At 67.6% G+C, this 26,435-nt stretch carries 19 protein-coding genes; 5 read left to right on the top strand and 14 right to left on the bottom strand.

Going from position 1 to position 26,435, the window contains the following annotated elements; all coding sequences use genetic code 11:
- Window positions 1-54: 54 nt before the first annotated feature.
- Complete coding sequence (locus L1787_RS19890; protein ID WP_235710851.1) at window positions 55-1,419, top strand: esterase-like activity of phytase family protein; 1,365 nt, start codon at window positions 55-57, stop codon at window positions 1,417-1,419.
- Between the two features lie 43 nt (window positions 1,420-1,462).
- On the opposite strand, the gene L1787_RS19885 is transcribed toward L1787_RS19890, so the two are convergent.
- The 4 genes from L1787_RS19885 to L1787_RS19870 all read right to left on the bottom strand — a co-directional run bounded on the left by L1787_RS19885 (window position 1,463) and on the right by L1787_RS19870 (window position 5,246).
- On the bottom strand, window positions 1,463-2,167 hold the full coding sequence (locus L1787_RS19885) for a DUF4396 domain-containing protein (protein ID WP_235710850.1): 705 nt from the start codon (window positions 2,165-2,167) through the stop codon (window positions 1,463-1,465).
- A 95-nt stretch (window positions 2,168-2,262) separates the two neighbouring features.
- Complete coding sequence (gene thrS, locus L1787_RS19880; RefSeq protein ID WP_235710849.1) at window positions 2,263-4,422, bottom strand: threonine--tRNA ligase; 2,160 nt, start codon at window positions 4,420-4,422, stop codon at window positions 2,263-2,265.
- An 81-nt stretch (window positions 4,423-4,503) separates the two neighbouring features.
- Window positions 4,504-4,809: a membrane protein insertion efficiency factor YidD gene (gene yidD / locus L1787_RS19875; protein ID WP_235710848.1), complete on the bottom strand. Its 306-nt coding sequence runs from the start codon at window positions 4,807-4,809 to the stop codon at window positions 4,504-4,506.
- A complete protein-coding gene (locus L1787_RS19870; RefSeq protein ID WP_235710847.1) occupies window positions 4,806-5,246 on the bottom strand; it encodes an iron-sulfur cluster assembly scaffold protein in 441 nt (146 codons plus the stop codon). The genes yidD and L1787_RS19870 overlap by 4 nt, the downstream gene beginning before the upstream one ends.
- Before the next feature lie 66 nt (window positions 5,247-5,312).
- Between L1787_RS19870 and hisI the strand changes: the two genes are divergently transcribed.
- Complete coding sequence (hisI, locus tag L1787_RS19865) at window positions 5,313-5,711, top strand: phosphoribosyl-AMP cyclohydrolase (protein ID WP_235710846.1); 399 nt, start codon at window positions 5,313-5,315, stop codon at window positions 5,709-5,711.
- A gap of 19 nt (window positions 5,712-5,730) precedes the next feature.
- Here hisI and L1787_RS19860 read toward each other — a convergent pair whose 3' ends face one another.
- The 8 genes from L1787_RS19860 to L1787_RS19825 all read right to left on the bottom strand — a co-directional run bounded on the left by L1787_RS19860 (window position 5,731) and on the right by L1787_RS19825 (window position 10,802).
- Window positions 5,731-6,165 (bottom strand): DUF805 domain-containing protein, encoded by a 435-nt coding sequence (locus L1787_RS19860; RefSeq protein WP_235710845.1) that lies wholly within the window; start codon window positions 6,163-6,165, stop codon window positions 5,731-5,733.
- A gap of 171 nt (window positions 6,166-6,336) precedes the next feature.
- Window positions 6,337-6,765, bottom strand: coding sequence for a CBS domain-containing protein (locus L1787_RS19855; RefSeq protein WP_235710844.1), 429 nt, complete (start codon window positions 6,763-6,765; stop codon window positions 6,337-6,339).
- Between the two features lie 62 nt (window positions 6,766-6,827).
- Complete coding sequence (locus L1787_RS19850) at window positions 6,828-7,715, bottom strand: rhomboid family intramembrane serine protease (RefSeq protein ID WP_235710843.1); 888 nt, start codon at window positions 7,713-7,715, stop codon at window positions 6,828-6,830.
- Window positions 7,716-7,728: 13 nt separating this feature from the next.
- Window positions 7,729-8,250, bottom strand: a complete 522-nt coding sequence (locus L1787_RS19845) for a gamma carbonic anhydrase family protein (RefSeq protein WP_235710842.1) — start codon at window positions 8,248-8,250, stop codon at window positions 7,729-7,731.
- 4 nt (window positions 8,251-8,254) lie between these two features.
- On the bottom strand, window positions 8,255-8,470 hold the full coding sequence (locus L1787_RS19840; protein ID WP_235710841.1) for a DUF3126 family protein: 216 nt from the start codon (window positions 8,468-8,470) through the stop codon (window positions 8,255-8,257).
- A gap of 221 nt (window positions 8,471-8,691) precedes the next feature.
- The gene (epsC, locus tag L1787_RS19835) at window positions 8,692-9,504 is read right to left on the bottom strand and encodes a serine O-acetyltransferase EpsC (protein ID WP_235710840.1); all 813 of its coding nucleotides are present in this window, start codon (window positions 9,502-9,504) and stop codon (window positions 8,692-8,694) included.
- A gap of 65 nt (window positions 9,505-9,569) precedes the next feature.
- Window positions 9,570-10,325 carry an alpha/beta fold hydrolase gene (locus L1787_RS19830; protein WP_235710839.1) on the bottom strand — a complete coding sequence of 252 codons (756 nt, stop codon included), beginning with the start codon at window positions 10,323-10,325 and terminating at the stop codon, window positions 9,570-9,572.
- Between the two features lie 156 nt (window positions 10,326-10,481).
- Window positions 10,482-10,802 (bottom strand): 2Fe-2S iron-sulfur cluster-binding protein, encoded by a 321-nt coding sequence (locus tag L1787_RS19825; RefSeq protein ID WP_235710838.1) that lies wholly within the window; start codon window positions 10,800-10,802, stop codon window positions 10,482-10,484.
- 335 nt (window positions 10,803-11,137) lie between these two features.
- Between L1787_RS19825 and L1787_RS19820 the strand changes: the two genes are divergently transcribed.
- Entirely contained in the window at window positions 11,138-17,497 is a 6,360-nt protein-coding gene (locus tag L1787_RS19820) for an apolipoprotein A-IV repeat region-like domain-containing protein (RefSeq protein WP_235710837.1), read from the top strand.
- 2,475 nt (window positions 17,498-19,972) lie between these two features.
- Here the strand turns inward: L1787_RS19820 and gltA are convergent.
- Window positions 19,973-21,268: a citrate synthase gene (gene gltA, locus L1787_RS19815; RefSeq protein WP_235710836.1), complete on the bottom strand. Its 1,296-nt coding sequence runs from the start codon at window positions 21,266-21,268 to the stop codon at window positions 19,973-19,975.
- A gap of 192 nt (window positions 21,269-21,460) precedes the next feature.
- Between gltA and L1787_RS19810 the strand changes: the two genes are divergently transcribed.
- Window positions 21,461-22,696, top strand: a complete 1,236-nt coding sequence (locus L1787_RS19810) for an MFS transporter (protein ID WP_235710835.1) — start codon at window positions 21,461-21,463, stop codon at window positions 22,694-22,696.
- Here L1787_RS19810 and gltX read toward each other — a convergent pair.
- Window positions 22,684-24,105, bottom strand: a complete 1,422-nt coding sequence (gene gltX, locus L1787_RS19805) for a glutamate--tRNA ligase (protein ID WP_235710834.1) — start codon at window positions 24,103-24,105, stop codon at window positions 22,684-22,686. The two genes, L1787_RS19810 and gltX, sit on opposite strands and share 13 nt — an antisense overlap.
- A 143-nt stretch (window positions 24,106-24,248) precedes the next feature.
- On the opposite strand from gltX, the gene L1787_RS19800 reads away from it, so the two are divergent.
- On the top strand, window positions 24,249-26,336 hold the full coding sequence (locus L1787_RS19800; RefSeq protein WP_235710833.1) for a ComEC/Rec2 family competence protein: 2,088 nt from the start codon (window positions 24,249-24,251) through the stop codon (window positions 26,334-26,336).
- Window positions 26,337-26,435: the final 99 nt, after the last annotated feature.

Below are 26,435 nucleotides of genomic sequence, written 5' to 3'. Positions count from 1 at the left end.
GCGTTAATCGGCCCGATTACCGGCATCGCAACCCATCGACCTATGGAGATTTCGATGCTTCGTCACTCTGGCCTCGCCGTGGCGCTTTCGGCGCTGATGCTGTCCCCGGCACTCGCGCAGGATGAGACCGTCTTTCCCGCGAAGCTCGCCGGGCACGCTTATATCCCCGCCCTCAGCCTGATCACGCCGCCCGCCGACGCGCCGGCCGACACCTGGGTCAGCGGCAAATATGCCGGCGGCCCGGACCGCATCGACGCCCCGATGAGCGTCGAAGGCACCACCGGCGCCTTTCACGGCGATCGCGGAACGGGCCTCTTCTTCCCCTTTATCGGCCAGCCGCTTCAGGGCTTTTCCGGCTTTGCGATGGAGCGCGCCGAGGACGGATCGATCTACGCCCTCACCGATAACGGGTTCGGCTCCAAGGCGAACAGCCCCGACACGCTGCTGTTCTTCCACACGCTGACGCCCGACCTCGAAAACGGGAAGATCGCCGTCAAGGAGACGATCTTTCTGAAGGATCCCAACAAGGTGGTCCCCTTCCGCATCGCCTATGAGGGTACCGATGCGCGCTATCTGACCGGCTCCGATTTCGACCTCGAGAGCATCCAGCGCGTCGGCGACGAGATCTTCATCGGCGAGGAATTCGGCCCCTATATCATCCGCGCCTCGCTCGACGGCGTGGTGACGGCCGTCTACCCGACGATGCTCGACGGCGAGGTGTTGATGGGGCCGGACAATCCCGCGCTCAAGATCCCGGCGACCGCCGGCAAGGACTATAAAGTCGCCCGCTCCGGCGGCTACGAGGGGATGGCCCTTCAGCCGGGCACCGGCCTCCTGTGGGCCATGCTCGAAAAGCCGCTGATGGACGACAATGGCGAGGTGACGGACAACAGCCTCACCGTGATGGCGTTCGACCCAGAGGCCGGCGAATGGACCGGCGAGGTCGTGAAGTTCCCGCTCGACGAGGGTGCCACCGCGATCGGCGACTTCAACTTCATCGACGAAACCCGTGCCCTCGTCATCGAGCGTGACAATGGCGAAGGCGACCCGAGCCTCAAATGCGAAGGCGAGCCGCGCAACGACTGCTTTCCGAACCCGGCGATGATCAAGCGCATCGTCCTCATCGACATGGCCGATCGCGACGAGGCCGGCCATGTGCGCCGCATCGGACACGTCGACCTCATGAACATCGACGACCCGGACGGCAAGGCGCTCCTCGAGACCGCCGCGAACCGCGACATGACCGGCACCTACACCGTGCCGTTCTTCACCATCGAAGACGTGATGAAGATCGACGACGGGCACATCCTCGTCGGCACCGACAACAATCTGCCCTTCTCCTCCGGCCGTCAGCTCGACGAGGCGATGAACAACGAGTTCTTCCTCCTCGCCGTGCCCGAGCTTCTCGCCGCGAAATAACGCGCCCGGCCGCGGGGTTCGCTCCGCGGCCGTCTCCTTCGGCCTACATCGCCTCTTTGAGTCCCACCTTGAGGAGGAACCAGTTGGCCGGGTAGCTCGTCGCAAAGCCGGCGATCATCGCGATCTGCATCGCGAACCAGAATTCCGGCATCGACGCGTCGATCGGAACGCCGATGACGACGGCGAAGAACCAGAAATGCGCGAGCGCCATCACGCCATACATCCCGATCTGCCAGGCCGTCAGCGACAAGGCGTCCGCCTTCAGCGCCGCAATGAGACCGTCAACGAGGCCGAGCCCGCGCATCGGAGCGATGGTGAAGAACTGGAAGGCGATGCCGAAGGCGAAGGCGAGCACGAAGTCGAACGCCCAGATCGCGAAGATCCGCTCCGAGAAAACGAGCTGATAACCGAACACGACCGCGATCCCCGGCACCGCGAGCGCCACGAGTTCGGCGACGATATCACCGAGCGTACAGCCCGCCCCGCAATGGAGCGTGCCTTTGGCGACGGCGACCGGGAACGGCGTATCGCCATGGTGGTGGCCCTCCACCCCTCGCGGCATTGCGCGGCCATGGCGCCAATAGAACCACACCCCGGCAAGGCTCGAAAACAGCGCGATGACGGGCCAGACGACGTTCATGATCCACATCGGCTGTGGTCGGCGGACCACGTCGGCCAGGATGAACAAAGCGGACAGACATGCGAGCCCCAGCGACAGGAGCGCCAGGGCGTGAAGGATCGGCGGCATTCTTCCTCACTCCGTGTCTGCGCCGGCCAATCGGGGCCGGCGCGGTCATGGGGTGCGGAGACGCGTCGAGGAGCGGGAGGCGCGCCTCCCGTCCGTCATTCCGCGGGATCGACCGTCATGCGTTCGGTCTCGCCCGCCAAGGTCGACACGGTGGCGACGCCGCCACCCCGTTCGGCGAGGATGCGGCGGGCCATTTCCACCGCCTCCTCGCGATGCTCGAACACGTCGCTCGACAGCCCCTCGGCCCCGTCATTGACGACGAAGCCCTCGAAGACCTCGACGACGTCGATGCGCTGGTCGAACCGATCGGCCGCCGTCTGGCGCGTCTCGAGCGTGCGTTTCAGATCCGGCGCCATCGCCTCATAAACGAGCTCGGCGACGATCGTGTCGAGCGGCACCGTGCGCGAATCGCGCGAGCCGAGGCGGCGGACATTGACCGTGCGCTCCTCCGCCTCGCGATGGCCGACGACGAGGATCACCGGCACTTTGGCGGCCGAATGCTCGCGGACCTTGTAGTTGATCTTCTCGTTGCGAAGATCGGTCTCGGCGACGAGACCGGCCGCGTGCAGCGCCGCCGCCACCTCGCGGGCATAATCGTCGACGTCGGAAACGATCGTCGCGACCTTCACCGGCATCGGCGAGAGCCAGAGCGGCATGTGCCCGGCGAAATTCTCGATCAGGATGCCGAGAAAACGCTCCAGCGAGCCGAACAGCGCCCGGTGCAGCATGACCGGAACGTGCTTCTCGCCGTCGGCGCCGATATAGAAGGCACCGAGACGGCCGGGCATGTTGAAGTCGACTTGGAGCGTGCCGCACTGCCACTCGCGGCCGATCGCGTCGCGCAAGGTGTATTCGAGCTTCGGCCCATAGAACGCGCCCTCGCCCTTGTTGAGGGTCCAGGGCCGGCCCGTCGATTCCAGCACCTTCTTCAGTGCCTCTTCGGCCTGGTCCCACACCTCGTCCGTGCCGACGCGCTTTTCCGGGCGGTCGGAGAACTTGATGTCGATATTGTCGAAGCCGAAATCGGAATAGATCGAGAGGATGAGGTCGTTGACCTTCAGGCATTCCTCGGTGATCTGCTCCTCGGTGCAGAAGATGTGCGCGTCGTCCTGGGTGAAGGCGCGCACGCGCATCAGGCCATGGAGCGCGCCCGACGGCTCATAGCGGTGCACCTTGCCGAACTCGGCGACCTTTTCCGGCAGATCGCGGTAGGATTTCAGCCCGTTCTTGAACACCTGGACGTGGCCCGGGCAGTTCATCGGCTTGATCGCGAAGGTCTTCTCGTCCTTCGGCTCGGACAGGTACATGCCTTCGCCGAACTTCTCCGCGTGGCCGGACTTCTTCCACAACTCGAGATCCATCAGCTCGGGCGTGTTGATCTCCTCATAGCCCGCCTCGTTCTGGCGGCGGCGCATATAGTTGATCATCGTCTGGAACAGACGCCAGCCATTCTGATGCCAGAAGACGGCGCCCGGCGCCTCCTCCTGGAAGTGGAAGAGGTTCATCTCGCGCCCGAGGCGGCGATGGTCGCGCCGCTCGGCCTCTTCGAGCATCGTGATGTAGGCGGCAAGGTCTTTCTTGTCGGCCCACGCGGTGCCGTAGATGCGCGACAGCATCTCGCGGTTGGAATCACCGCGCCAATAGGCGCCCGCGACCTTCGTCAACTTGAAGGCTTCGCCGACATTGCCGGTCGAGACCATATGCGGCCCGCGGCACAGGTCGAACCAATCGCCCTGCTTGTAGATCTTGACGTCCTGGTCCTCGGGGATCGCGTCGACGAGCTCGACCTTGAAGCCCTCGCCCATCTCCGCGAACGTGTCGCGCGCCTTGTCGCGGGACCACACCTCCTTCGTGAACGGCCGATTCTCGGCGATGATCTGGCGCATCTTCGCCTCGATCTTCGGCAAGTCGTCGGTCGTGAAGGGGGTGTCGCGGTAGAAGTCGTAATAAAAGCCGTCGCGGATCACCGGGCCGATCGTGACCTGGGTGCCCGGCCAGAGCGACTGGACGGCCTCGGCCATCACGTGCGCCGCATCGTGGCGGATGAGCTCCAGCCCCTCGGGATCGGCCCGCGTCACGAAACGCAGCGACACGTCCCGCTCGATCGGATCGGCCAGGTCGGCGACCTCGCCGTCGACGACCATGGCGATCGTCTTCTTCGCGAGCGACTTGGAAATGGAAGCGGCGATCTCTGCGCCGGAAATGCCGGATTCGTACTGGCGGGACGCCCCGTCGGGGAATGTTACGCTGATCATGGTCTCTCTCGCCCACTCGCTGCCTACGGATGCAGGTAGGTGCGCCCTATCTAACCGTTCATGCGCCAGATGCAATCCGCCTCAGCGGTCGATGCGGCTCTTCGGGTCCATGTGGGAGGCGCCCCAGCGGGCGTGGCGCCAGGGCCGGCGCCATGCGTCCGGCGGCAGATCCGGGACGGGATCATAGCCGGCGGCGCCGAATGGATTGCAGCGCAGCATCCGCGCGAGCGTCAGCCAGAAGCCGACCCACGCGCCATAACGCTTGATCGCCTCGTCGCCATATTGCGAACAGGTGGGAAGATACCGGCATTGCCGCCCGAGCAGCGGCGACAGCGTGACGCGATAGACGAAGATGAGCCCGCGCAGGATCGCGGCGACCGGCCTCACGCGGCCTCGGCGACCCCGGCGGCCTTGCGCGCGGCCTCGAGCGTCGCCCCGAAGGTGAGCAGCGTCGAGGCGTGACGCGACTTGTGCTCGCGCACCGGCTCCAGATAAGCGAGATCGGCCCAACGGCCGGCCGGCGCCGGGCCGTTTTCCTTCAGCATCGCGGTCATCTGCCGCTCGACCTCTTCGAGCTCCTCGATGGTCGCGCCGATCACGTGGCTCGCCATGATCGAGGACGAAGCCTGACCGAGCGCGCACGCCTTCACCTCGTGCGCGAAGTCGCTGACCTTGCCGTCCTTCATCTTGACGTCGACGGTCACCTGGCTGCCGCACAGGCGCGAACGGTGCGTCGCCGTGCCGTCCGGGTCGTCGAGCCGGCCGAGGCGCGGAATATTGGCGGCAAAGCCGAGTATCTTGTCGTTGTAAAGGTCGCTGAGCATAACGATCCTCCGCCCACTCCCATATAAGACTACGCCGACGACATCGAAAGACGAAGGGTTCACGACGTGCGCGACTTCCCGGCCCCCTCCCCCGACGCCTCCGTACAGGAGCTCGGCGAGACGCTCGCCCCGAAATTCGGGCCTGACGGCCTCGTCACGGCGCTCGCGGTGGATGCGACGAGCGGCGAGGTCCTCATGCTCGCTCATATGGATAAGACGGCGCTCGCCGCAACGCTCGAAACCGGGATTGCCCACTATTACAGCCGGTCGCGCAAGTCGCTCTGGAAAAAAGGCGAGACATCCGGCCAGATTCAGACGGTGACCGAGATCCGCGTCGACTGCGATCAGGACGCCGTGCTCCTGCGCGTCAGCGTCGGGGGCGATGGCGGGGCGTGCCATACCGGGGCGCGTTCCTGTTTTTACAGGGCCGTCGCGCCGGACGGGTCGCTGGCGCGGGTCGGCTAGGCGGAGCGGACGGGCGCGCTCAGCCGCGCCCGATCCAGCCGCTCGGAAGGAGCGCGAGGATCGCGCTCAGCAGGAAACCCGCGCCGATCGTCGCCCCGTTGTCGCTGAGCGGGATCGTTCCGCCGGAGACGAACGCGATCACGATCGCGACCAGCCATCCCGGTAGGCCGACATCGCGCGCCCGCTTGGCGGTGATGTTGAGGCCGGCATAGATCGAGCCGAGCACCACCGCGACGATGGCGAGGATCATCGGAATCGGAAAGGCGTCGATGAAGGGAGGCGGCGTCCCCGTCTCGGCGCTGATGCGGGCGAGCACGCCACCGAGCGCACCGAAGGCGATCATCACCACAATCAGCACGCCGACGGTGACGATACCGAGCAGCAGCCACAACAGGATGAAGCGACCGCGGCCGAGCCGTCCGTCCGCCGGGTCGCCGAGATAGTCACGGAACATCGTTCGCCTCGTCGAATCACGTCCCGCGTCGATGCCCGATTCCGCACGCCGCGTCGATCAGATCGCGGCGTTTTCTGTCCGGCGCGCGCGTGCCGGACGGCGCCGGCGCATCACGGTGTCTGGCGGCGCGGGGGACCGCGCCACCATTCGCGATGCGATGGACCGGAGCCCTCAGACGGAATGAATATAGGCCTGCATCTCGTCCCGCTCGCGCTCGGCCTCCTCGATCCGCTCCTTCACCACGTCACCAATCGAGATGACGCCGACCAGCCGGTCCTCCTCCACCACGGGCATGTGGCGGAAACGGCTCGCCGTCATCCGGCTCATCACGTCGTGGATCGGCTCGTCGAGCCCGCAGGTCTCGACCTTTTGCGTCATTGCGGCGGACACCGGCGAAGTGAGAGCCGACGGCCCGTCGCGCGCGATAACGCGGACGACATCGCGCTCGGAGACGATGCCGGCGAGACGCTCACCATCGATGATCAGCAGCGCGCCGACCTTGCGCTTTGCGAGTTCGGCTACAACCATTTGAAGCGTGGCGTCGGACGCCATCGAGAAAATGTCGCCGCCCTTTCCCCGGAGGATTGTTTTCACACTCATTGCGGGACCTCCCCATCTGCCCTTGGTTGTATGATGATGGTCCCACACTTTGGCGAAAATGCCTACCGACTCACAGGGTCGAACCAGCGGAAGGTGAAAAGGCCGACGAGAAAGCCGCCGACATGGGCCTGCCAGGCGACCGAAACCCCGCCCGAAAAGCTCCCGCCAAGCCCGATCGCCACGTTGAGCGCGAAGAAAACCACGATGAAGGCGACCGCCGTCCGGTTCTCGAGGATACCGAGAAGGGAGCGCGCGGGGCGACGAAACGCCGCCGGGTCGCCGCTCCGGCCGATCCGCAACGGCCCGCCTCCGTCGAACACGAAGCGTGCCGCGGCCGCCATCTGCCCCGCAATCGCCGCAGATGCGCCGACGACGGGGACGGCCTCGCCCATGTGGAAAATGAGATGGAATGCCGCCCCGCCAGCCGCGGCGGCGGCGGAGAAGAGCCAGAAGCGCAGAGCCCCGAACCGCCGTGCGACGGCCGTGCCGAAGGCCACCATCCAAATGCCGTTGGTGATGACGTGCGCCCACGAGCCGTGCAGCATCGCATAGGTCACGAACGTCCACACATCCGCCGCGACGCCGCCCGGAAAGCCCACGACATCACCCGCATAGCGCGCCGGGATGAAGGCGAAGAGGGCGAGGATCTCGAGATCCTCGGTAAAGCTCAGCGCGGACCGCACCACATGGATGACGACCATCAGGCCGAGCATCAGCATCACCGAGCCCGGCAGCATGAAGAGCGGCTCGCGCGGGGGTGTCAGCGGCGGTTGCGGCGGTTGTGGCGGCGGCGGCGGCCCCTCTTCCGACCATGTCGGCTCTTGCGGCGGATCCTGGGACGGGATTTTGGGGATGTGGGCCATCGAGACCGTCATGTGAGACCTTGCGGGGACCGCCGTTGCGATCGATCCGCCAGGATCGGCGGAGGACAGGAGCGGGCGCGCGGTCATCGCCGGCGCCCGTTCAGAGCGGGTCGCACGCGGCAGTGTAGCGCTGGGCGTTCTCGACATACCACCGCGAACCTTCCGCGATGCGGGCGATCTCCTCGACCGTGAGGTCGCGGATCACGCGGGCCGGGGAGCCGAGGGCGAGCGTCCGTGGCGGGATGGTCATCCCCTCGGGCACCAACGCGTTGGCGCCCACCATCGCCTCCTCGCCGACGACGGCACCATTCAGCACCGTCGCCCCCATGCCGACGAGTGCGCCGGCGCCGATCGTGCAACCATGAAGGACGGATCGGTGTCCGATCGTCGCCCGGTCGCCGATCGTGATCGGCAGGCCGAAATCGGTGTGGAACACCGAATTGTCCTGCACGTTGGCGCCTTCGCCGACCTCGATCCATTCGATATCGCCTCGAAGGACCGCGCCCCACCAGACCGACGCATCGGCCTTGAGACGCACGCGGCCGATGACGACGGCCGTGGGGGCGACCCACGAGCGCATGTCGCATTCGGGCAGGATTCCCTCGAGCCGATAGGTCGCCATCGGATCAGACGGTTTCCAAGTCCACTTCCAGGATCGCCATCGTGAAATTCCACGACAGCTCGCCCTCGTCCTCGTCGCGATAGAGGACGCCGATAAATTCCTCGCCGAGATAGACCTCGGCCGAGTCGTCCTTGCGCGGGCGGGCGCGCACCGACAGCGTATCGTTCGCGAAGGTGCGCCGCATATAGGCCTCAAGCTTGGCGATTTCGGTTTTGTTCACCCTCGACTCCATCGTGTCTGGTTTACTCAATGCTGCACCGCAAACTCACGGCGCGGTCGAGCGGCACGCTGCCCGATGGACGCTGACCAATCAACCGCTCGCCCGTGCTTTTGCCGGCCCGATCACGGACGAAGTCGCGGACCGTCCTCACTTTTGCGGCGCACACCCGCCCCTCGATGGCGGTGGAAGTCCGGTCGAGAGGCGCGCGAAATGCGCCCGGTTCACACCTCGGCGAGGTCGGCGAGGATCTGATCCATCGAGCGGGACGGTTCGCGGCAGCCGGCCGAGCCGACGATCTTCGCCGGGACGCCGGCGACCGTCACGTTAGGCGGCACCGCGGACAACACGACAGAGCCCGCCGCCACGCGCGAGCAGGCGCCGATCTCGAAATTTCCGAGGATCTTCGCGCCGGCACCCACGAGGACGCCCGAGGCGATCTTCGGATGCCGGTCGCCCTTTTCCTTGCCCGTCCCGCCGAGCGTCACCCCCTGGAGGAGCGATACGTCGTTGCCGAGCCGCGCGGTGGCGCCGATCACGACGCCGGTCGCATGGTCGATAAAGATCCCGCGCCCCATCGGCACGGCCGGATGAATGTCGACCTGGAGCTCGGCCGACGCGCGGCTTTGCATCAACAGCGCGAAATCGCGATGTCCGCGGGTCCACAACGAGTGAGCGACCCGGTGCGCGGCGAGCGACTGAAAGCCCTTGAAATAGAGGATCGGCTCGATGATCCGCTCGCACGCAGCGTCGCGATCGAACACGGCGAGGATGTCAGCGCGGAAGACGTCGGCAAGGGTCGGGTCGTCGTCGAGCGCATCGTGGAAGGCATTGCGGATGTGGGTGGCGTGGAGTTGCGGGTCCTGCAGCCGATTGGCGACCCGTTCGGCGATCGTCTCCTCCAGGGAGGTCTGATCGAGGACGGTCGCGTAGACGAACCCGGCGAGCGCGGGCTCACGCTTGGCGATCGCTTCGGCTTCCGTGCGGACACGGCGCCAGACGGGATCGTGCGCAACGACGACGGCTGCTTCGCTCATGGTCCCTCTCCTGGCCGGCTCCACCCGGCCGCCAGCACATAAGCGCCGATGCCCCGCAGGGCAACTCACATGCGCGTTGCGTCCAGGAAGGCGACCACCTCGGACTTGTGCAACTTGTCGCCGACCGCGCTCATATGGTCGCGCCCCGGTAGTGTGAGCGCCTTCGCGCCCGGGATCAATGCGGCAAGGCCGTCGGCCGAGCCGGCGATCTCGTCCAACTCGCCGGCGACCACCAGGGTCGGCACGTCGATCGAGGCGGCGGACGCCTCGCTGAAGGCCTGGCGGGAGGCGCGGATGCAGGCGGCGAGCGCCTTGCGGTCGGCCCCGGTCTGGCCGGCGAAGATGCGGAAAGCGCGCGCCTCGTCGTCGGCGACGTCGCTCGGCGAGGCGGCCTCGAGCGCCTCGGCGATCTCCTCACTGCCGCCGATCCCGGCGATGAGATTGCTCGCGAGCCCCGCGATCACCAGCGCCCACACCCGTTCGGGCGCGGCGACGGTCGCGAAGGCGGCAATGCGGGCGCCCATCGAATAACCGAAGATCGCCGCCTTCTCGACGCCGGCATGGTCGAGCACGCGGATCGCGTCCGCCGCCATCAGCTCGGCGCGATATTGCGCGGGGTCATAGAGCTTCTCGGACTTGCCGTGCCCGCGATTGTCGATCGCGAGAACGCGGTAGCCGGCGCGCTTCAACAAGGTGGTCCAAGAGGTGTTGACCCAGTTGACCATCCGGTTCGACGCGAAGCCGTGAATGAGGAGGACCGCCGGCCCCTCCCCTTCGTCGAGATAGTCGATCGTCACGCCGTCGGAGGAGAAGCTCGGCATCAGGCAAGGCCCCGCAGTCGGAAAGGCGGCCTCGGGCCGCGAACATCGTCAGGCACGCTCACGCTCGTCGGGAGCGCCGCATCGGTCGCACGCGGCCCGCGAGGGGCGTGCCATTCGCGATATATCGGTTTTTCGCGAACAATCGTTCCCTCGCCGTCAGGCCTGCCGTTCGGGAACCCGGACGACGAGCCCGTCGAGCTCATCGGTGATCTTGATCTGGCAGGAAAGGCGGGAGCCTTCGTTCACGTCGAAGGCGAAATCGAGCATGTCCTCTTCCATCGGCGAGGGTCCGCCGACTTTTTCGCGCCAAGGCTCCTCGACATAGACGTGGCACGTCGCGCACGCACAGGCGCCGCCGCACTCGGCTTCGATGCCCGGGACCATCGAACGGACCGCGGCTTCCATCACCGTTCCGCCGGCATCGGCCTCGACTTTGTGGGTTTCGCCGTCGTGAGTAATGTAGGTGATCGTGGGCATGGGTCCTCGCAGCAAGCTGCGTGCGACATAACCATTCGTCGGGTGGCGTCAAGCAAAGCCGCGTCGAGGTGCGGCGAGAACGCCCCTCCTCGGCGCATCCCTCCCATGCGAAAGATCATCCCCGCGGCGACAGGGGTTAATGCTGTTAACCTTAAAATTCGTCAACGAGTCGGCTTCCTTGTTCGCCCTATGCGAGTATGGCATTAGCAATTCATTAACGGCTGACCCAGGCGGCATCTTTCAACCGCCGCACTTCCGTGGCCCAAAGGGGTCACGACAGGTGTGTCGGACGTCGTGTCCGATACCAGCGTAGCGTACGATCGAGGCGACGATCCATGGCCACAGACCCGCACCGCGCAACAGACGAACCCGGCTCGGACCCGTCCGATGCCGCGCTCAACGCCGTCGAAGAGGCGCTGAAGTTCGATCTCGACAGCCCAGAGAGCGACGAACAGGTCGATCTCGTCACCGGCATCGAGCGCTCGTTGGATGATGGGGAGGAGGCGACGGCGACCACCGCCGCCGCTGAGAGCCCCGCCGGCTTCGCGCCCGCGAACGACGCACCCGACGGAGACGCCGCCCGTCCGCGACGGCGCCGTCATCGCGCGCTCGCCAAGCAGCAAGCCGCCGCGAACGACGATCGCGCCCGGTTCGAGACCGCGACCCGGGCCGGACGACGGCGCGGGCTGACGGCGCTCACCGTCGCGACGGTCGCCTCGCTGGTGTGGGCGGCGGGTGGTGTCCTCATCGCGGCTCGCCTCGCCGCGCAGGACGGATTTGCCACCTTCCTCACCTCCCCGATCGCCTTTGCCGTCCTCGGCGCGACGGTGGGGCCGATCCTCCTCATCGTCATGGCCGCCTATCTCGCCCGCCGGTCCGAGGAGCTGCGCGCCACCACCGAGGCCGTCACCGACATCGCCGCCCGCCTCACCGAGCCCGAGATCAACGCCTCCGAGGGCGTCGCCAATATCGGCCAGGCGATCCGCCGCGAAGTCGCAGGCATGAGCGCGGGCATCGAGCAGGCGCTCGAGCGTGCGAGCGAACTCGAAATCCTCGTCCATCGCGAAGTCGCCGCCCTCGAACGCTCCTATGGCGATCACGAGGCGAAGATCCGCGCCCTCTTCGAAGAGCTCGTCGCCGAGCGCGAAATGCTGATGGCGAACTCCGACAAGGTCCGCGACGAGCTGACCGAGGCGAAATCCGGCCTCGCCGATCTCGTCGAGGGCCTTCAGTCGACCCTCACCGAACGCCTCGGGGACACGACCGGCCAGATCAAATCCACCTTCCACGACGAGACCGACCGGCTCATCGCGGAATTGCGCACGTCCGGCTCGTCGCTGGTGTCGACGTTCACGGATTCGGGCGATTCCTACGTCACTCAGCTCGTCGACCGCTCGCGTGAGCTCGAAACCAAGCTGACCGACACCGGCAGCGAGATGGTTGCCAAGCTCGAAGCGACCTCGACGACCCAGTCCGAGGCCGTGCACGGCTTCGTCGATGCGTTGATCACCGCCCTCAACGATCAGTCCGAAGCGACGATCAACGCCGTCAAGGCCGCCTCCGAAGCGCTCGTCGGCAGCCTCCATTCGGAGACCGGGCAGACCGTCGAGACGATCCGCTCCACCACCGAATATCTCGTCGGCAGCCTGCAGGCCGAGGCCGGCTCCGCGACGGAGACAATCCGCTCGACCTCCGAGATCCTGATCGATTCCATCGCCGGCCAGTCGAAGGAGATCACCAACGAGTTCGGCCGCGTCGGCCAGGAACTCGTCGACACCCTCGCCGACCGCACCGTCGCGATGACCGAGAGCTTCGCGAGCACCGGCTCGACGATGGCCGACACGGTGCTCGAACGCGCCGAAGAGGTGACGAAGATCCTCATGACCACCGGCGACAAGGTCTCCGGCGCGATCACCGAGGTGAACGGCACGCTCACCAACACGCTGGAATCGAACCTCGAACAGGTCCGCGTGACCGTCGCCGACGCGAGCGCGAACTTCGACAAGACGATCACCGATCGCATGGGCGCGCTCGAAACCGCCGTGTCGCTCTCGGCCGACCGCCTGTCGAGCACCGTCGAGGACCGGATGAACGTCGTCGACACGTCGGTGTCGTTCGCCTCCGAGCGCTTCACCACGATGATCGAGGAACGCCTCGAGGCGCTCGAGAACTCCGTGACCGGCTCGTCCGAGACCTTCTCGAGCCTCGTCGACACCTCGGTTCAGAGCATCGACGGCACGCTCGAACGCGCCTCGCGCGAACTGATCGAGACCGTCGAGGGCCGTCTCGGCGACGTCGACGACGCGTTGACGCGCACGGCGACCTACCTCACCACCAACCTGTCCGAGCGCGCCGAAGCCGTCACCATCGAGATGACGCGCGCCAACGAGTCGCTCACCGCGACGTTCGACAGCCAGATCTCGAGCATCGACGCCACCCTGTCGCGCGCCTCCGAGGAGGTCGTCACGATCGTGGACGAGCGCCTCGCGACGATCGAATCGACCCTCGTCACCGCCTCCCAGTCGCTGGAGGGCCAGGTCGGCGAGCGGCTCGACATCGTGACCGCGCGGATGTCCGAGGCGGGCGAGAATCTGACCACCGTCGTGACCTCTTCGCTCGGCCATCTCGACACCACCCTCTCCGATGCCGCTCAGCGGATCGGCGGGATGATCGAAGGCCGCCTCGGCGAGATCGACGAGCGCGTCGAGATCGCCTCGCGCTACATCACGACGACGATGGGCGAGCGCATGAGCCTCATGGAGCGCGAGGTCTCCGAGACCGCCGAGCGCGCCGTCGAGACCGTGACGCTGCGCTCCACGATGGTCGACGAGCGCCTCACCGAGACAGCCTCCCGCCTCGTCGCCTCGATCGAGAGCAAGATGGGCGAACTCGACGCCACGATCGCCCAGGGCGGCACCGTCGCGGCGAGCTCGATCCAGGCCGCGACCGAGGAGCTCTCCAACCAGCTCCTCAACCAGGTCGATCAGGTCTCCTCGACGCTCGGCGTCCTCGGCGACCGTCTGACCGACGCCGTCTCCTCCTCGTCCTCGACGATGAGCGAGACGCTGATCACCCACGCCGAGCAGCTCGAAGTGACGCTGAACACGCTCGGCGACCGGGTGAGCCATGTCGTGTCCGGTGCCTCCAGCGACTTCACGGAATCGGTCGGCCGCCAGGTCGAGGACATGGAGAACCGCCTGCGCGTCCTCTCCGACCACATGTCCGGCAGCGTCCAGTCCACCACGACCGCGATGCTCGATTCCTTCGGCGACCGCATCCATGAGGTCGAAGGCCGCCTCACCCATCTCGGCGACCGCATGACCGAGACGATCTCGGGCGCCTCCACCCAGATGCACGATGCGGTGTTTGCCCAGATCGACCAGATCGAATCCTCGATCAACGCGCTCGGCGACCGCCTCACCGACGCCGTGTCGTCGACCTCGACGACGCTGTCGGAAACGCTCCTCGCCCAGGCCGACCGCTCCGAGTCGGTGCTCAAGGAGCGTCAAGTCCAGCTCGAGCAGAACTTCCTCAACCACGCCGAGGAATTCCAAGCCACCCTCGCCCGCTTCGGCGAGGCGCTCGAGCGCACCTTCGCCGAGGGCACGGACCATGCCGGCCAGGCTTTGTCCGAGCGGACCGACCAGATCGTCGAGCGGATCACCGGCGAGGTCGACCGCGTCGCCGATGTCATCGCCGGCTCCGGCTCCTCGCTGGTGGAAGACATCGCCGTGCGCACGGAATCCTTCACCGAGCGCCTCGAGAGCGTCCATATCGCGATGACGCAGACGATCACCCAGTCCGGCGGCGAACTCGCCGGCCGGATCGAGGGGACCGCCGAGCGCATCGAACTCGCGATCACCTCCGAGGGCAGCCAGCTCGATATCACGCTGCGCCAGTCGACCGAGGCCTTCCAGGAGAATCTCAGGACCCACACCGAGGGTGTCCGCGACAATCTCGCCGACGCCGTCCAGGGCGTCTCCAGCGCGATGCGTCAGCAGAGCACCGAGCTCGCCGAGACCCTCGCCCGCGCCGGCACCGAGATCGCCAACACCGTCACGGAGAACGGCGCGAACGCGGCCGAGGAGATCAACCGCTCCGCCAACCGCATCGCCGAAATCATCGCTGAGCGTGGTGACGAGATCCGCGTCAGCCTCGAAGGCTCGCTGGAGCGCTATAGCGAGGCCGTCGTCAGCCGCAATCGCGAGGTCAGCGAAACGATCGAGGGGCAGATCATGTCCTTCGAGCAGGCGCTTGCCGAGCGGGGCGACCGTCTGACCAACGCGATCTCGGATCGGGCGACGTTCATCGAGTCCCTCCTCGGCGACACCGCCGACAGCTATGAGCGCACCCTCAGCGAGCGCATGGACGGCCTCTCCGCCGCCTTCGACGCCGAGGCGAACGCGTTCGCGAGCCGGATGGATCTCCTGCGCGAGGGCATCACCGGCGACATGACGCGCCTGTCGACGATCCTCGACGAGCGCGGCGTTCCGATCTCCAAGGAACTCACCGAGGCGATCGACCGCTATGACGAGCTCGTCAACGAGCGCTCGACCGCCGTCGTCACCGCACTCACCAACCACGCGAGCGAGATCGCGACCGTCCTCACCGAGCGTCTCGACGCGATGGAAGACGCGCTCGACGGCCGTGTCGAGAAGGTCTCCGACGCCCTCGTCGAACGCGCCCGCTCGATCGCCGAGGCGCTCTCGGACGGCCAGGCGGCGATCAACAACGCCTTCGCCTCGCGTCTCGAAGAGATCGCGCATCTGTCGCGCGAAGCGACCGACACGATCGCCGACGGCCTCGCGGCCGAGGGCACCCGCTCCCAGGAGGCGCTGCGCGGCGTCGTGGACGATGCTCGCCGCGATATCCTGGAGCCGATGCAAGGCATCTCGACCCAGCTCCAGGAGGAGACCGCCGCCGTCAACCGCATGCTGGCCGACACCATGGCGTCGATGTCCGGCGAGGTCGCCTCGGGCGGCAAGATGATGCGCGACGCGATGGTCGAGGCGCTCGACCAGCTCCTCCAGATGATCGACGAGCGCACCGAGACGACGCGCACGGCGATCTCCGAGACGATGGCGAGCGCCCATCATGCGCTGTCCGAAGAAGGCACGCGCACGGCCGAGGCGATGAAGTCCGTCGCCCGCGACGCCGCCGCCTCGCTCGCCGATCTGCGCAATGTCATCGACGACCATGGCGACCAGTTCCTGAACGCCCTCGCCGAGCGCGGCGCCGGTGCGATCTCCGAGCTGCGCGACACCCATCGCGCCCTCATCGAGGAACTCGGCGGCACGCTCGATCGCGTTCACGCCACCAACACCGCCCTTCACGACATGCTGGCCTCGGTCGGCGCGACGCTCGCGGACATGGAGAACAACCTGTCCACCCGCGGCGAGGCGCTGCGCGATGTCGTCCAGGGCGCGCTCGAGGACACCAACCGCACCGGCGAGGAAATGTCCCGCCAGGCGAGCGCGCTGCGCGAGACGGCCGATGCGGCCCTGTCCGACCTCTCCTCGATCGCCGAACGCATCGAGCGGGACGGCCAGTTCCTCGCCAACACCGTCGAGCGTTTCGAGGGTGACGCGTCGTCCTTCGACAGCCGCATGGACGATCGCCGCACCGCGCTCGAGGACCTCTCCAGCAACCTCATGCTGAAGTCCGAGCAGGTGGACGCGCTGATGCGCTCCTTCACCGAGCGCGTCGACGAACAGCTCCGCACCACCGAGGAGCGCGTCCACGACGCCCGCCTCCTCCTCGAGCGGACGCTCGACGAGGCCTCGCGCGCGGTCGCCCCGCAACTCGAGCAGCTCCACGAGAGCGCCAACGCGGACGCCGAGCGCGTGCGGGAGAATCTGCGGATCTCCTACGAGGCGATGGCGGCCGAAATGGTCGAGGCGCTCCAAGGCGTCGCCGAGCGCTTCCAGTCCGCGACCGGCGACATGCGCCAGTCGGCCCGCGAGGTGAAAGAGGAGTTCGAGAGCACCCGCAATGCGCTGGAGCGGTCCGTGATGGAGCTGCCGGAGGAGACGGTGCAGAACGCCGAAGCCCTCCGCCGCGCGATCACCGATCAGCTCGACGCGGTGCGCGAGCTGGGCGCGATCGTCGCCCGCCACTCCTCCGGCCATGCCGAGGGTCGCGCCAAGGCCGCCGACGAAGGCAGCCGGGAGACCTACCGCCGCAACGACCAGCGTCGTCTGCCGGAGGTCCGCCGGGCCGCCGCTCCGACGGAGCGGGAGGGCGCGAACGGCCGCCCCCGCGACAACGGGCGTGAGGATGGGCGCGACAATGGCGGCTGGATGAACGGCCTCCTGCGCCGCGCCGAGGCGAACATCGAGAACGGCGAGAGCAACGGCGACGACCGCTTCTCCCGCCTCGCCCAGACCGCCGCCGGCGCGATCGAAGACGGCACCTATCGCGAGCTGTGGACCCGCTTCAATCGCGGCGAGCGGCAGATCTTCTCCCGCCAGCTCTACACGCTCGACGGGCAGCAGACCTTCGAGGACGTCCGCCGCCGCTACCAGCGCGACCGCGACTTCCGCAGCGAGGTCGACCGTTATGTCGACGGCTTCGAGGAGCAGATGGACGCCGCCGCCCGCGCCGACACCACCGGCCGCCGCACCCGCGACGCGCTGATGTCGGACGACGGCAAGCTCTACACCCTCCTCGCCCACGCCTCCGGCCGCCTGAACTAGCCGAGCGCCTCCCCAACCACGAAAAAGGCCGCCCCGCCCCCGCGGAGCGGCCTTTTCTTTTGCCCGGCCTCGCCGCGTCCTGACGCGCCGTAGCTGCATCCTGACGCGCCGTAGCTGCGTCCTGACGCGCCGTAGCCGCGTCCTGGCGCGCTGTAGCCGCGTCCTGGCGCGCTGTAGCCGCGTCCCGAAGCGCTGAAGCCGCATCCCGGCGCGCTGAAGCCGCATCCCGGCGCGCTGAAGCCGCATCCCGGCGCGCTGAAGCCGCATCCCGGCGCGCTGAAGCCGCATCCCGGCGCGCTGAAGCCGCATCCCGGCGCGCTGGCCGACGCGGCGTCCCGCCCGTCGGTCCAACGCCGCCAAGCCCCCGGCAAGGGCCCGGCGGCCATCATCGCGGGCGCCCTTCTAGGCGGATGCTATCACCCGCCCCATCGACCGGGCGGGAGACCAGACCAAACCCGGCGGTCACGAAGAGAGCCCGCCACCCCGAGCGGCCTACATCCCCGGCCCGCATGACGCGCCTACGATGGGGCCGCATTCATCATGAACCGGTCGGCCTTAATCGGCCCGCGTGCACACATGGCCACCCCAAACGGCATTGCCGTATTCCCCGCCGACGGCGAGACATGCCCCGCGAGCGCCCTCGCGCATTCTTCGGCCGGAATGATCGATCCCTCAGGCGCTATGCATCCCCGCGGCAGAGGCGTCCCTCGCCCCTGCCCCGATGCCGCACAAGGTCGGTCCGTCCGAGCACCACCCACATCCGACGGACCCGTGCAGTCCCGTGCGCCCGCCCCATGCGGCGGATCATGGAGAGCGCCGGCCGAGCCCCCAGCCGCTGCCGGTCGGAGCCGTCCGCCACCGCCCCGGCCGCTCTGCGTGCCGCAAGTCGAGCCGTTTGACCGGCGACGCCGGCGCCAACAGGTTCCGTTCCAGCGGTCCGGCGCGCGGCACCGGAAACGCACCACCTCACCGAGCAACCTCGCTCCGCCTTCGAGGGTAAAGACGCCCGAGCACGCAGCGGACCGGATGGCGAAATCGACACCCCATTCCCTGGTAACGCCCGGCGGTATCGGCGCAGGCAGCGGGCTCCCGTCTGCGCCTCGAAACCCTCGACATAACCCATCGACCTCGCTGCGGACGTCGCGGTCGCGCTGGTAGAGGCGGCGGACGTGCTCGAACATGGCAAGTCACCCGAGCATCGGCGTCGCGCCGCGCCGCCAGCGACCTACCGGACAACCAAAGAATGGACACGCCTCGCACACCCATTTTGGCGCGACCGACCCCAATCTCTGTGAGCAATAAGAGGTGGAAGGCCTGACGCGAGACGCCCCTCTCATCCCCGGCTGGCATGGACCCGGCGAGCGGCTCAGCCAGCGTTCGGGCTAACGCGCCCGATATCCCGCTCCCGTGAACAGGCACGGGACGCAGGGCACCCATTGTGCGCTTCCGACCGACGGGACGACACAACACCGGACGCCCTCCAGCTCCGGCGGGACAGAACCGCACCTCTAAGCATCCTGGCGGCACGGAGCTATCCAGCCCGCCCATCACCGCCGCCGACAGGGACGCTGAAACGCCGGGCGCCCCGTCACGCGGCGTGACATCCTCGACGTCCCCGCCTCCTGTCAGCGGCAGGGTTAAATGAACGGGTCAGCGGCCACGCCAACCGACGGGACGACACAACACCGGACGCCCTTCAGCCTTGGCGTAGCAGAGCCGCACCTCTAAGCATCCTGGCGGCACCGAGCTATCCGGCCCGCCCATCACCGCCGCCGACAAGGGAACTGAAACACCGGGCGCCCCATCACGCGGCGTGGCATCCTCAACGTACCGCCTCATGTCAGCGTCAGGTTAAATGAACGAGTCAGGGGCCACGCCGACCGACGGGACGACACAACACCGAACGCCCTTCAGTCCCGGCGTAGCAGAGCCGCACCTCTAAGCATCCTGGCGGCGCGGAGCTATCCGGCCCGCCCGTCACCGCCGCCGACAAGGGAGCTGAAACGCCGGGCGCCCCGTCACGCGGCGTGGCATCCTCGACGTCCCCGCCTCCTGTCAGCGGCAGGGTTAGGGCAACGGGTCATCGGCCGTACCCAGACCCGCGGCTCAACAAAGCTCGCGGCGCCCTCCAGCGCCCGACGTGGCGCAGCCGGCGCGTCCGCCTCCTGTCAGAGGCAGGGCAAGGTGAACGGGTCATCGGCCACGCGGCTCACGGTCTCCGGACCGGCCACGCCGCGGGGATCCGGGCGACATCCGGCACTTGGCGCGGCGGGGCCGAGGTACCCGGCCTCCTTGGAAGCCGCATGTCGGCATTCTGGAGCATGGAGCGCGGAGCCCCACCCAAGCGCCGCTCGATCCCGACCGGCGAGATAACAAAAAACCGGGCGCCGTCGGGCACCCGGTTCGGTCGTTGTTCGCATGGTCGGGGCGGACGCCCGACATGTCGCGGAGGGCGGCCTCGCCCTCCGCCGCCGATCAGCCGCGCTGGACGATCGGGGTGTAGTCGCGGCGCTGGGCGCCGGTATAGAGCTGGCGGGGACGGCCGATCTTCTGGTTCGGATCCTCGACCATTTCCTTCCACTGCGCGATCCAGCCGACGGTGCGGGCGAGCGCGAAGAGGACCGTGAACATCGTCGTCGGGAAACCGAGCGCACGCAGGGTGATGCCCGAATAGAAGTCGATGTTCGGATAGAGCTTCTTCTCGACGAAATACTCGTCGTTGAGCGCGATCTTTTCGAGTTCGATCGCGACCTCGAGGAGCGGGTCGTCCTTGATGCCGAGCTCGCCGAGCACCTCGTGGCAGGTCTTCTGCATGATGCGGGCGCGCGGGTCGTAGTTCTTGTAGACGCGGTGTCCGAAGCCCATGAGGCGGAACGGATCGTCCTTGTCCTTGGCGCGGGCGATGTACTCCTGGATGCGGTCGACGCTGCCGATCTGCTCCAGCATGTTGAGCGCAGCCTCGTTGGCCCCGCCATGCGCCGGACCCCAGAGGCAGGCGATGCCGGCCGCGATACAGGCGAACGGGTTGGCGCCCGAAGAGCCGGCCAGACGGACGGTCGAGGTCGACGCGTTCTGCTCGTGGTCGGCGTGGAGGATGAAGATGCGGTCCATCGCGCGGGCGAGGACCGGGTTCACCGCGTACTCCTCGCACGGGACGGAGAAGCACATGCGCAGGAAATTCGACGAGTAGTCGAGATCGTTGCGCGGGTACACGAACGGTTGACCGACGGAGTATTTGTAGGCCCAGGCCGCGATCGTCGGCATCTTCGCGATCATGCGGATGGAGGCGATCATCCGCTGTTGCGGATCATGGATGTCGGTCGAGTCGTGATAGAAGGCCGACAGGGCACCCACGCAGCCGACCATGATGGCCATCGGGTGCGCGTCCCGCCGGAAGCCCGCATAAAAGCGGTTCATCTGCTCGTGAATCATGGTGTGGTAGGTCACCTTGCTCACGAAGTCCGCCTTCTGCTGCTGCGTCGGAAGCTCGCCGTAGAGAAGGAGGTAGCAAGTCTCGAGGAAATCGCCGTGCTCGGCGAGCTGCTCGATGGGGTAACCGCGGTAAAGGAGAACGCCCTTATCGCCGTCGATGTATGTGATTTTCGATTCGCACGAAGCGGTGGAGGTGAAACCGGGATCGTACGTGAACATCCCGGTGTCTTTGTAGAACGAAGCGATATTGACGACGCTCGGCCCTTCCGAGCCGTGCATCACATCGTAGTCCACCGTCTCGGCACCGACGGCAAACTGCGCGCTATGGTCTGTGGTCATCGTCGGCCCCGTATTCCTCTAAAGTGGATGACGCGCCGTGTCTGTAGGCAACCGGAGAGGAAGCCGCTCACGTTGCGTTCAGATTCTGTCCACCGCGGATTATCTGAAGCGCACCGCCCCTTCAAGTCTCCGACGTCCCACGAGCCCCAGATGCCGCTTTATTGAGCGGCCACAAAGGCGTAGGACTGGCGCATGCGATCTCGCTTCTATCGCCAGAACGCTTGGTGGCTCGCAACGGGCACCCTCCTGACGTTCGGCTCAGCATTTGGGCAGACTTACTTCATCTCGCTGTTCTCCGGTGGGATTCGTTCCGAATTCGGCCTGTCCGACGGCGAATGGGGCGGGCTCTACACGATCGCGACCTTCCTCTCAGCCGCCTGCCTCTTCCAGTTCGGCGGCCTGACGGATACGCGGCCCCTCGCGCGCCTCACGATGGCCGTGCTCGTTCTCTATGCGGCGGCGGCAGCGACGATGATGCTGTCCACCGGCCCCATCATGCTCGCCCTTGCTGTCTTCGGGCTGCGCTTTTGCGGCCAGGGCATGATGACCCACATCTCGATGACGGCGATGGCCCGCTGGTTCCGGGCGAACCGCGCCCGCGCCATCGCGATCGCGATCATCGGCTTTCCGATCAGCGAGGCGATCTTTCCGCTCGTCACCGTCCGCCTCATCGAGGTTTTGGGCTGGCGCGCGACCTGGGCGGTGGTGATCGCCGTGCTCCTCCTCGTCTTCCTGCCGATCCTCTTTCTTCTCCTGCGCCATGGCCGCACGCCGCAGGGCGAAGGCGGTGGCGAGGAGGCCGTCGGCATCGGCGGCCGACATTGGCGCCGCAGGGAGGTGCTGCGCCACTGGTCGATCTGGGCGTTGCTGCCGGCCGTCCTCGCACCGCCCTTCATCGGAACCTGTGTGATCTTCCACCAGGTTCACATCTCCGAGATCCGCGGCTTCAATCTCGAGACGATGGCGTTCGCCTTCCCGCTCTACGCCGCCATATCGCTGACGACGACGCTGATCGCGGGCAGCGTGATCGACCGGCTCGGGCCGACGCGCGTCTTGCCGGTCTTCCTCATCCCGGTCGCGGCCGGCGTCGCCTTCCTCGCGGTGCCGGGCGGGGTCTGGATCTGGTTCGCCACCCTCGTCGGCATCGCCGCCAGCCATGGCATCGCGGCGACGCTCCTCGGCTCGCTCTGGCCGACCCTCTACGGCACCCGCCATATCGGCAGCATCAAGGCGCTGGTGACGTCGGGCATGGTGTTCTCGACCGCTCTCGGTCCGGGCGTCACCGGCTGGCTGATCGATCTCGGCGTCACCTTTCCCGAGCAGGCGCTCTTCATGTCGGGCTATTGCGCGGCGACGACGGTGCTTCTCACCATCGTCGCCACGCGCCTGTCGGGTCAGCTCCCGACGCTCGCCCGTCAGGCCGCCTGATCGGCGATCCGCGCCATCGCCTCGTCCCGCCCGAGAGCGAGGAGAACGTCGAAGATCCCGGGAGACGTGGTGCTCCCGGTGAGCGCCGCACGAAGCGGCTGGGCGACCTTGCCGAGCTTCAGCCCCGCCTCCTCGGCATAGGCGCGAACCGCCGCCTCGATCGCCTCGGCGGTCCAGTCCGGCAACGCCGCGAAGCGCGCGTTGAGCGCCGCGAGATGGGCCGGCGCCTCGCCGTCGAGCAGCTTCTGCGCCTTCTCCTCCATCGCGAGCGGCCGGGCGGCCCAGAGGAAGCGCGCGTTGTCGAGAAGCTCCTTGAGCGTTTTTGCCCGCTCCGCGAGCGAGGGCATCGCGATCGCGAGCCGCTCACGCCCGCCGGCGTCCAGCGCCGCCTTCAGCGCGGGCGCGTCCTCCTCGGCGTCGATCACCGGGCCGAGCGCGTCCAGCAACGCGGCCGGATCGGCCTCGCGCATATAATGGCCGTTCATATTCTCGAGCTTCGCGAAGTCGAACCGCGCCGGCGAGCGGCCGACGCTGCCGAGATCGAACAGCTCGATCATCGCCTCGGTGGAGAAGAACTCGTCATCCCCGTGCGACCAGCCAAGACGCACCAGATAATTGCGCAGCGCCTCCGGCAGATAGCCCATCGCCCGATAGGTCTCGACCCCGAGCGCACCGTGCCGCTTGGAGAGCTTCGCCCCGTCCGGCCCGTGGATCAGCGGAATGTGCGCCATCTCCGGCACCGGCCAGTCGAGCGCCTTGTAGATCAGCGACTGCCGCGCGGCGTTGGTGAGGTGGTCGTCGCCGCGAATGATGGTGGTGACGCCCATATCGTGATCGTCGACCACGACGGCGAGCATATAGGTCGGCGATCCGTCGGACCGCAGAATCACGAGATCGTCGAGATCCTTGTTGGCGAAACGCACCTCGCCCTGTACGAGATCGGGGATCACCGTTTCGCCCTCGAGCGGCGCCTTGAGGCGAATCACCGGATCGACGCCCGCCGGCGCCTCCGACGGATCCCGGTCGCGCCAACGCCCGTCATAACGCGGCGGGCGCCCCTCGGCGGCGGCCGTCTCGCGCATCGCGGCGAGCTCTTCGGCGCTCGTATAGCAGCGATAGGCCGCGCCCTTGGCGAGCAGCGCCTCGGCGACCTCGCGGTGACGCGCGGCGCGCTCGGACTGATAGAGCGCCTCCCCGTCCCCCTCGATGCCAAGCCAGGTGAGACCGTCGAGGATCGCGTCGATCGCTTCCTTGGTCGAGCGGGCGCGGTCGGTGTCCTCGATGCGCAGGCGCATCTCACCGCCATGATGGCGGGCATAGAGCCAGTTGAAGAGTGCCGTCCGCGCGCCCCCGATATGCAGGAAGCCGGTGGGCGACGGGGCGAAACGCGTTACCACCTTGGGTTTCATTATCATCCGATACACGTTAGTGTGGCTAGGTCCCGGCAGATGTAGCGAACCGACTGCCGGTCCGTCGACCCTTCCGGCCGACGGGACGAAGACGAAGCCCGTTAAGTACGCGGGTCCCCGCTGCACGCAAGAGGGCATCGGCGATGAGCCTCGTTCTCACCCCGGCCGATGGCCGTTTCGCCGTCGCCACGTGGCTCGGCCGCATGATCGCGCACGATGTCGATTTCGGCCGCACGGGGCTGTGGACGCCGGTCTTCGTCGCGGCGGGGATCGGGCTCGCGGTCGCCGCCCCCTTCGACCCCTCGCCTTTGCGCCTCGGCGAAGCGCTCGCCGCTCTCCTCGTCGTCCGCTGGGGCGCGGCGCGATCGGACCGGTTCGCCGCGTTCACGGGGCCGCTCTTCGCCCTCGCGATGGTGGTTCTCGGCGCCCTTCTCCTCGCCCTCCAGGCCGAATATCGCGCGACCCCGGTGCTCGCCGCCGACGAAACGCTGACCATCACAGGCCGCGTCCTCGCAGCCGAATCGCGCGGCGAAGGCCGCCAGAGCCTCGTCATCGGCGACCTCGAAGGCGACTTTGACGGGCCGGTGCCTCACGCCGTGCGGATCGCGATGCGCGGCGGCGACACGTTCGCGGTCGGCGACGCGGTGAGCGGCCTCGTCGGCCTCTTCCCGCTCGCCGGGCCGGTCTATCCCGGAGGCTATGATGCCGCCCGCCGCCTTTACTTCGACCGGATCGGCGCCACCGGCTTCTCCTATGGCCCCTTGCGGCCGACCGGCGCGCCACCGCGCGACGGCCCCATCCGCGCGATCGACCGGCTGCGCAGCGGGATCGAGACCGGCATCGCCGCGGTCCTTCCCCCGCGCGAGGCCGCCTTCGCCGCCGCCCTCCTCGTCGGCCGACGCGGCGCAATGGAGGAGCGCGATGTCGAGGCGCTCCGCCGATCGGGGCTCGGCCACATCCTCGCGATCTCCGGTCTTCACATGGCGCTCGTCGCCGGCACCGTCTTCGCCCTCGTGCGGCGCGGGCTCGCTCTCGTCCCGCCGATCGCGCTGCGCTATCCGATCCGCAAATGGGCGGCGGTGGTGGGTCTCCTCGCGGCGACCTTCTATCTCGCGATTTCGGGCGGCTCGGTCGCCACAATGCGGGCCTATATCATGCTCGCCGTCGCGCTCGTCGCGATCCTCGCCGATCGGCCCGCCCTCACGATGCGCACCATTGCGGTGGCGGCGATCGTCGTCATGCTGATCGATCCGGTGAGCGTCGTGGAGCCCGGCTTCCAGATGTCCTTCCTCGCCGTCGTCGCCCTCGTCGGGGCCTATGAATGGTGGGCGGGACGGCCCCGCTTAACGGTCCGAGGATGGGCGAGGCCCCTCGTCCTCTTCCCCGCCGGCCTCGCGGCGACCTCGATGATCGCCGGCCTCGCGACGGCGGCACCCTCGGCCTATCATTTTCACCAGCTCGCCCCGCTCGGCCTCCTCGCCAATCTCGCCGCGATGCCGATCCTCACAATCCTCGCGATGCCGGCCGGCGTCCTCGCCCTCCTCGCCTGGCCCGTCGGGCTCGCCGAACTGCCGCTCATGGCGATGGGCACGGGCCTCACGGCGATCCTCGCTCTCGCCCACACGGTTAGCGACTGGACGGGTTCGGCCGGCGCGGTCGGAGCGATCCCGGCTCTCTCCTTCGCCCTCGTCGCGGCGGGCATCCTCTGGCTCGCGATCTTCCTCGCGCCCTGGCGCCTTCTCGGGATCGGCGCGATCCTCGCCGGCCTCGCGCTCGCCCCGACGGCGCCGCGTTACGACATCCTCGTCGCCGACGACGGCGAGACCGTCGCCGCGCGCGGCGAAGACGGCCGCCTCACGATCCTCGGACGCCCGGCGGGCTTCGCGGCGGAGAGCTGGCGCCGCGCCGACGGCGCACCCGCCTTGCCGGCGGCGGACGCTCCCGCGCCCCGCTGCGACGCGCTCGGCTGCACGCTGGGGCTCGCCGAGGGCCTCCTCGCCGTCCCCCGCTCCCCCCGCGCCCTCGCCGAGGATTGCGCGAGCGCCGAGGCGGTCGTGAGCCGCGGGATCGTGCGAACCTGCACCGCCCCCTTGCGGATCGACCGACGCGACCTGATCGCCCATGGCAGCATCGGCGCCCGGCGCGTGGACGGCCTGTGGCGGCGCGACACCGCCCGCCCGAACGGCCGCGTCCGCCATTGGCACGTCGCGCCCACCGTGGAGCGCGACTGACCCTTTATTGGCCCCCGAAACCTCGCCCCATCCCCCGGAAGACAGAGGCCTCGCCTAGGTCGTGAACCCATAAGGGCCGGGAAATGAGCGATCGATCTT

Origin of the sequence: Acuticoccus kalidii (assembly GCF_021556395.1) — a bacterium.
In the GTDB taxonomy this organism is placed as follows: Bacteria; Pseudomonadota; Alphaproteobacteria; order Rhizobiales; family Amorphaceae; genus Acuticoccus; species Acuticoccus kalidii.
The sequence above is the reverse complement of the archived record's forward strand: the minus strand, read 5'-3'. Positions and strand labels throughout refer to the sequence as shown.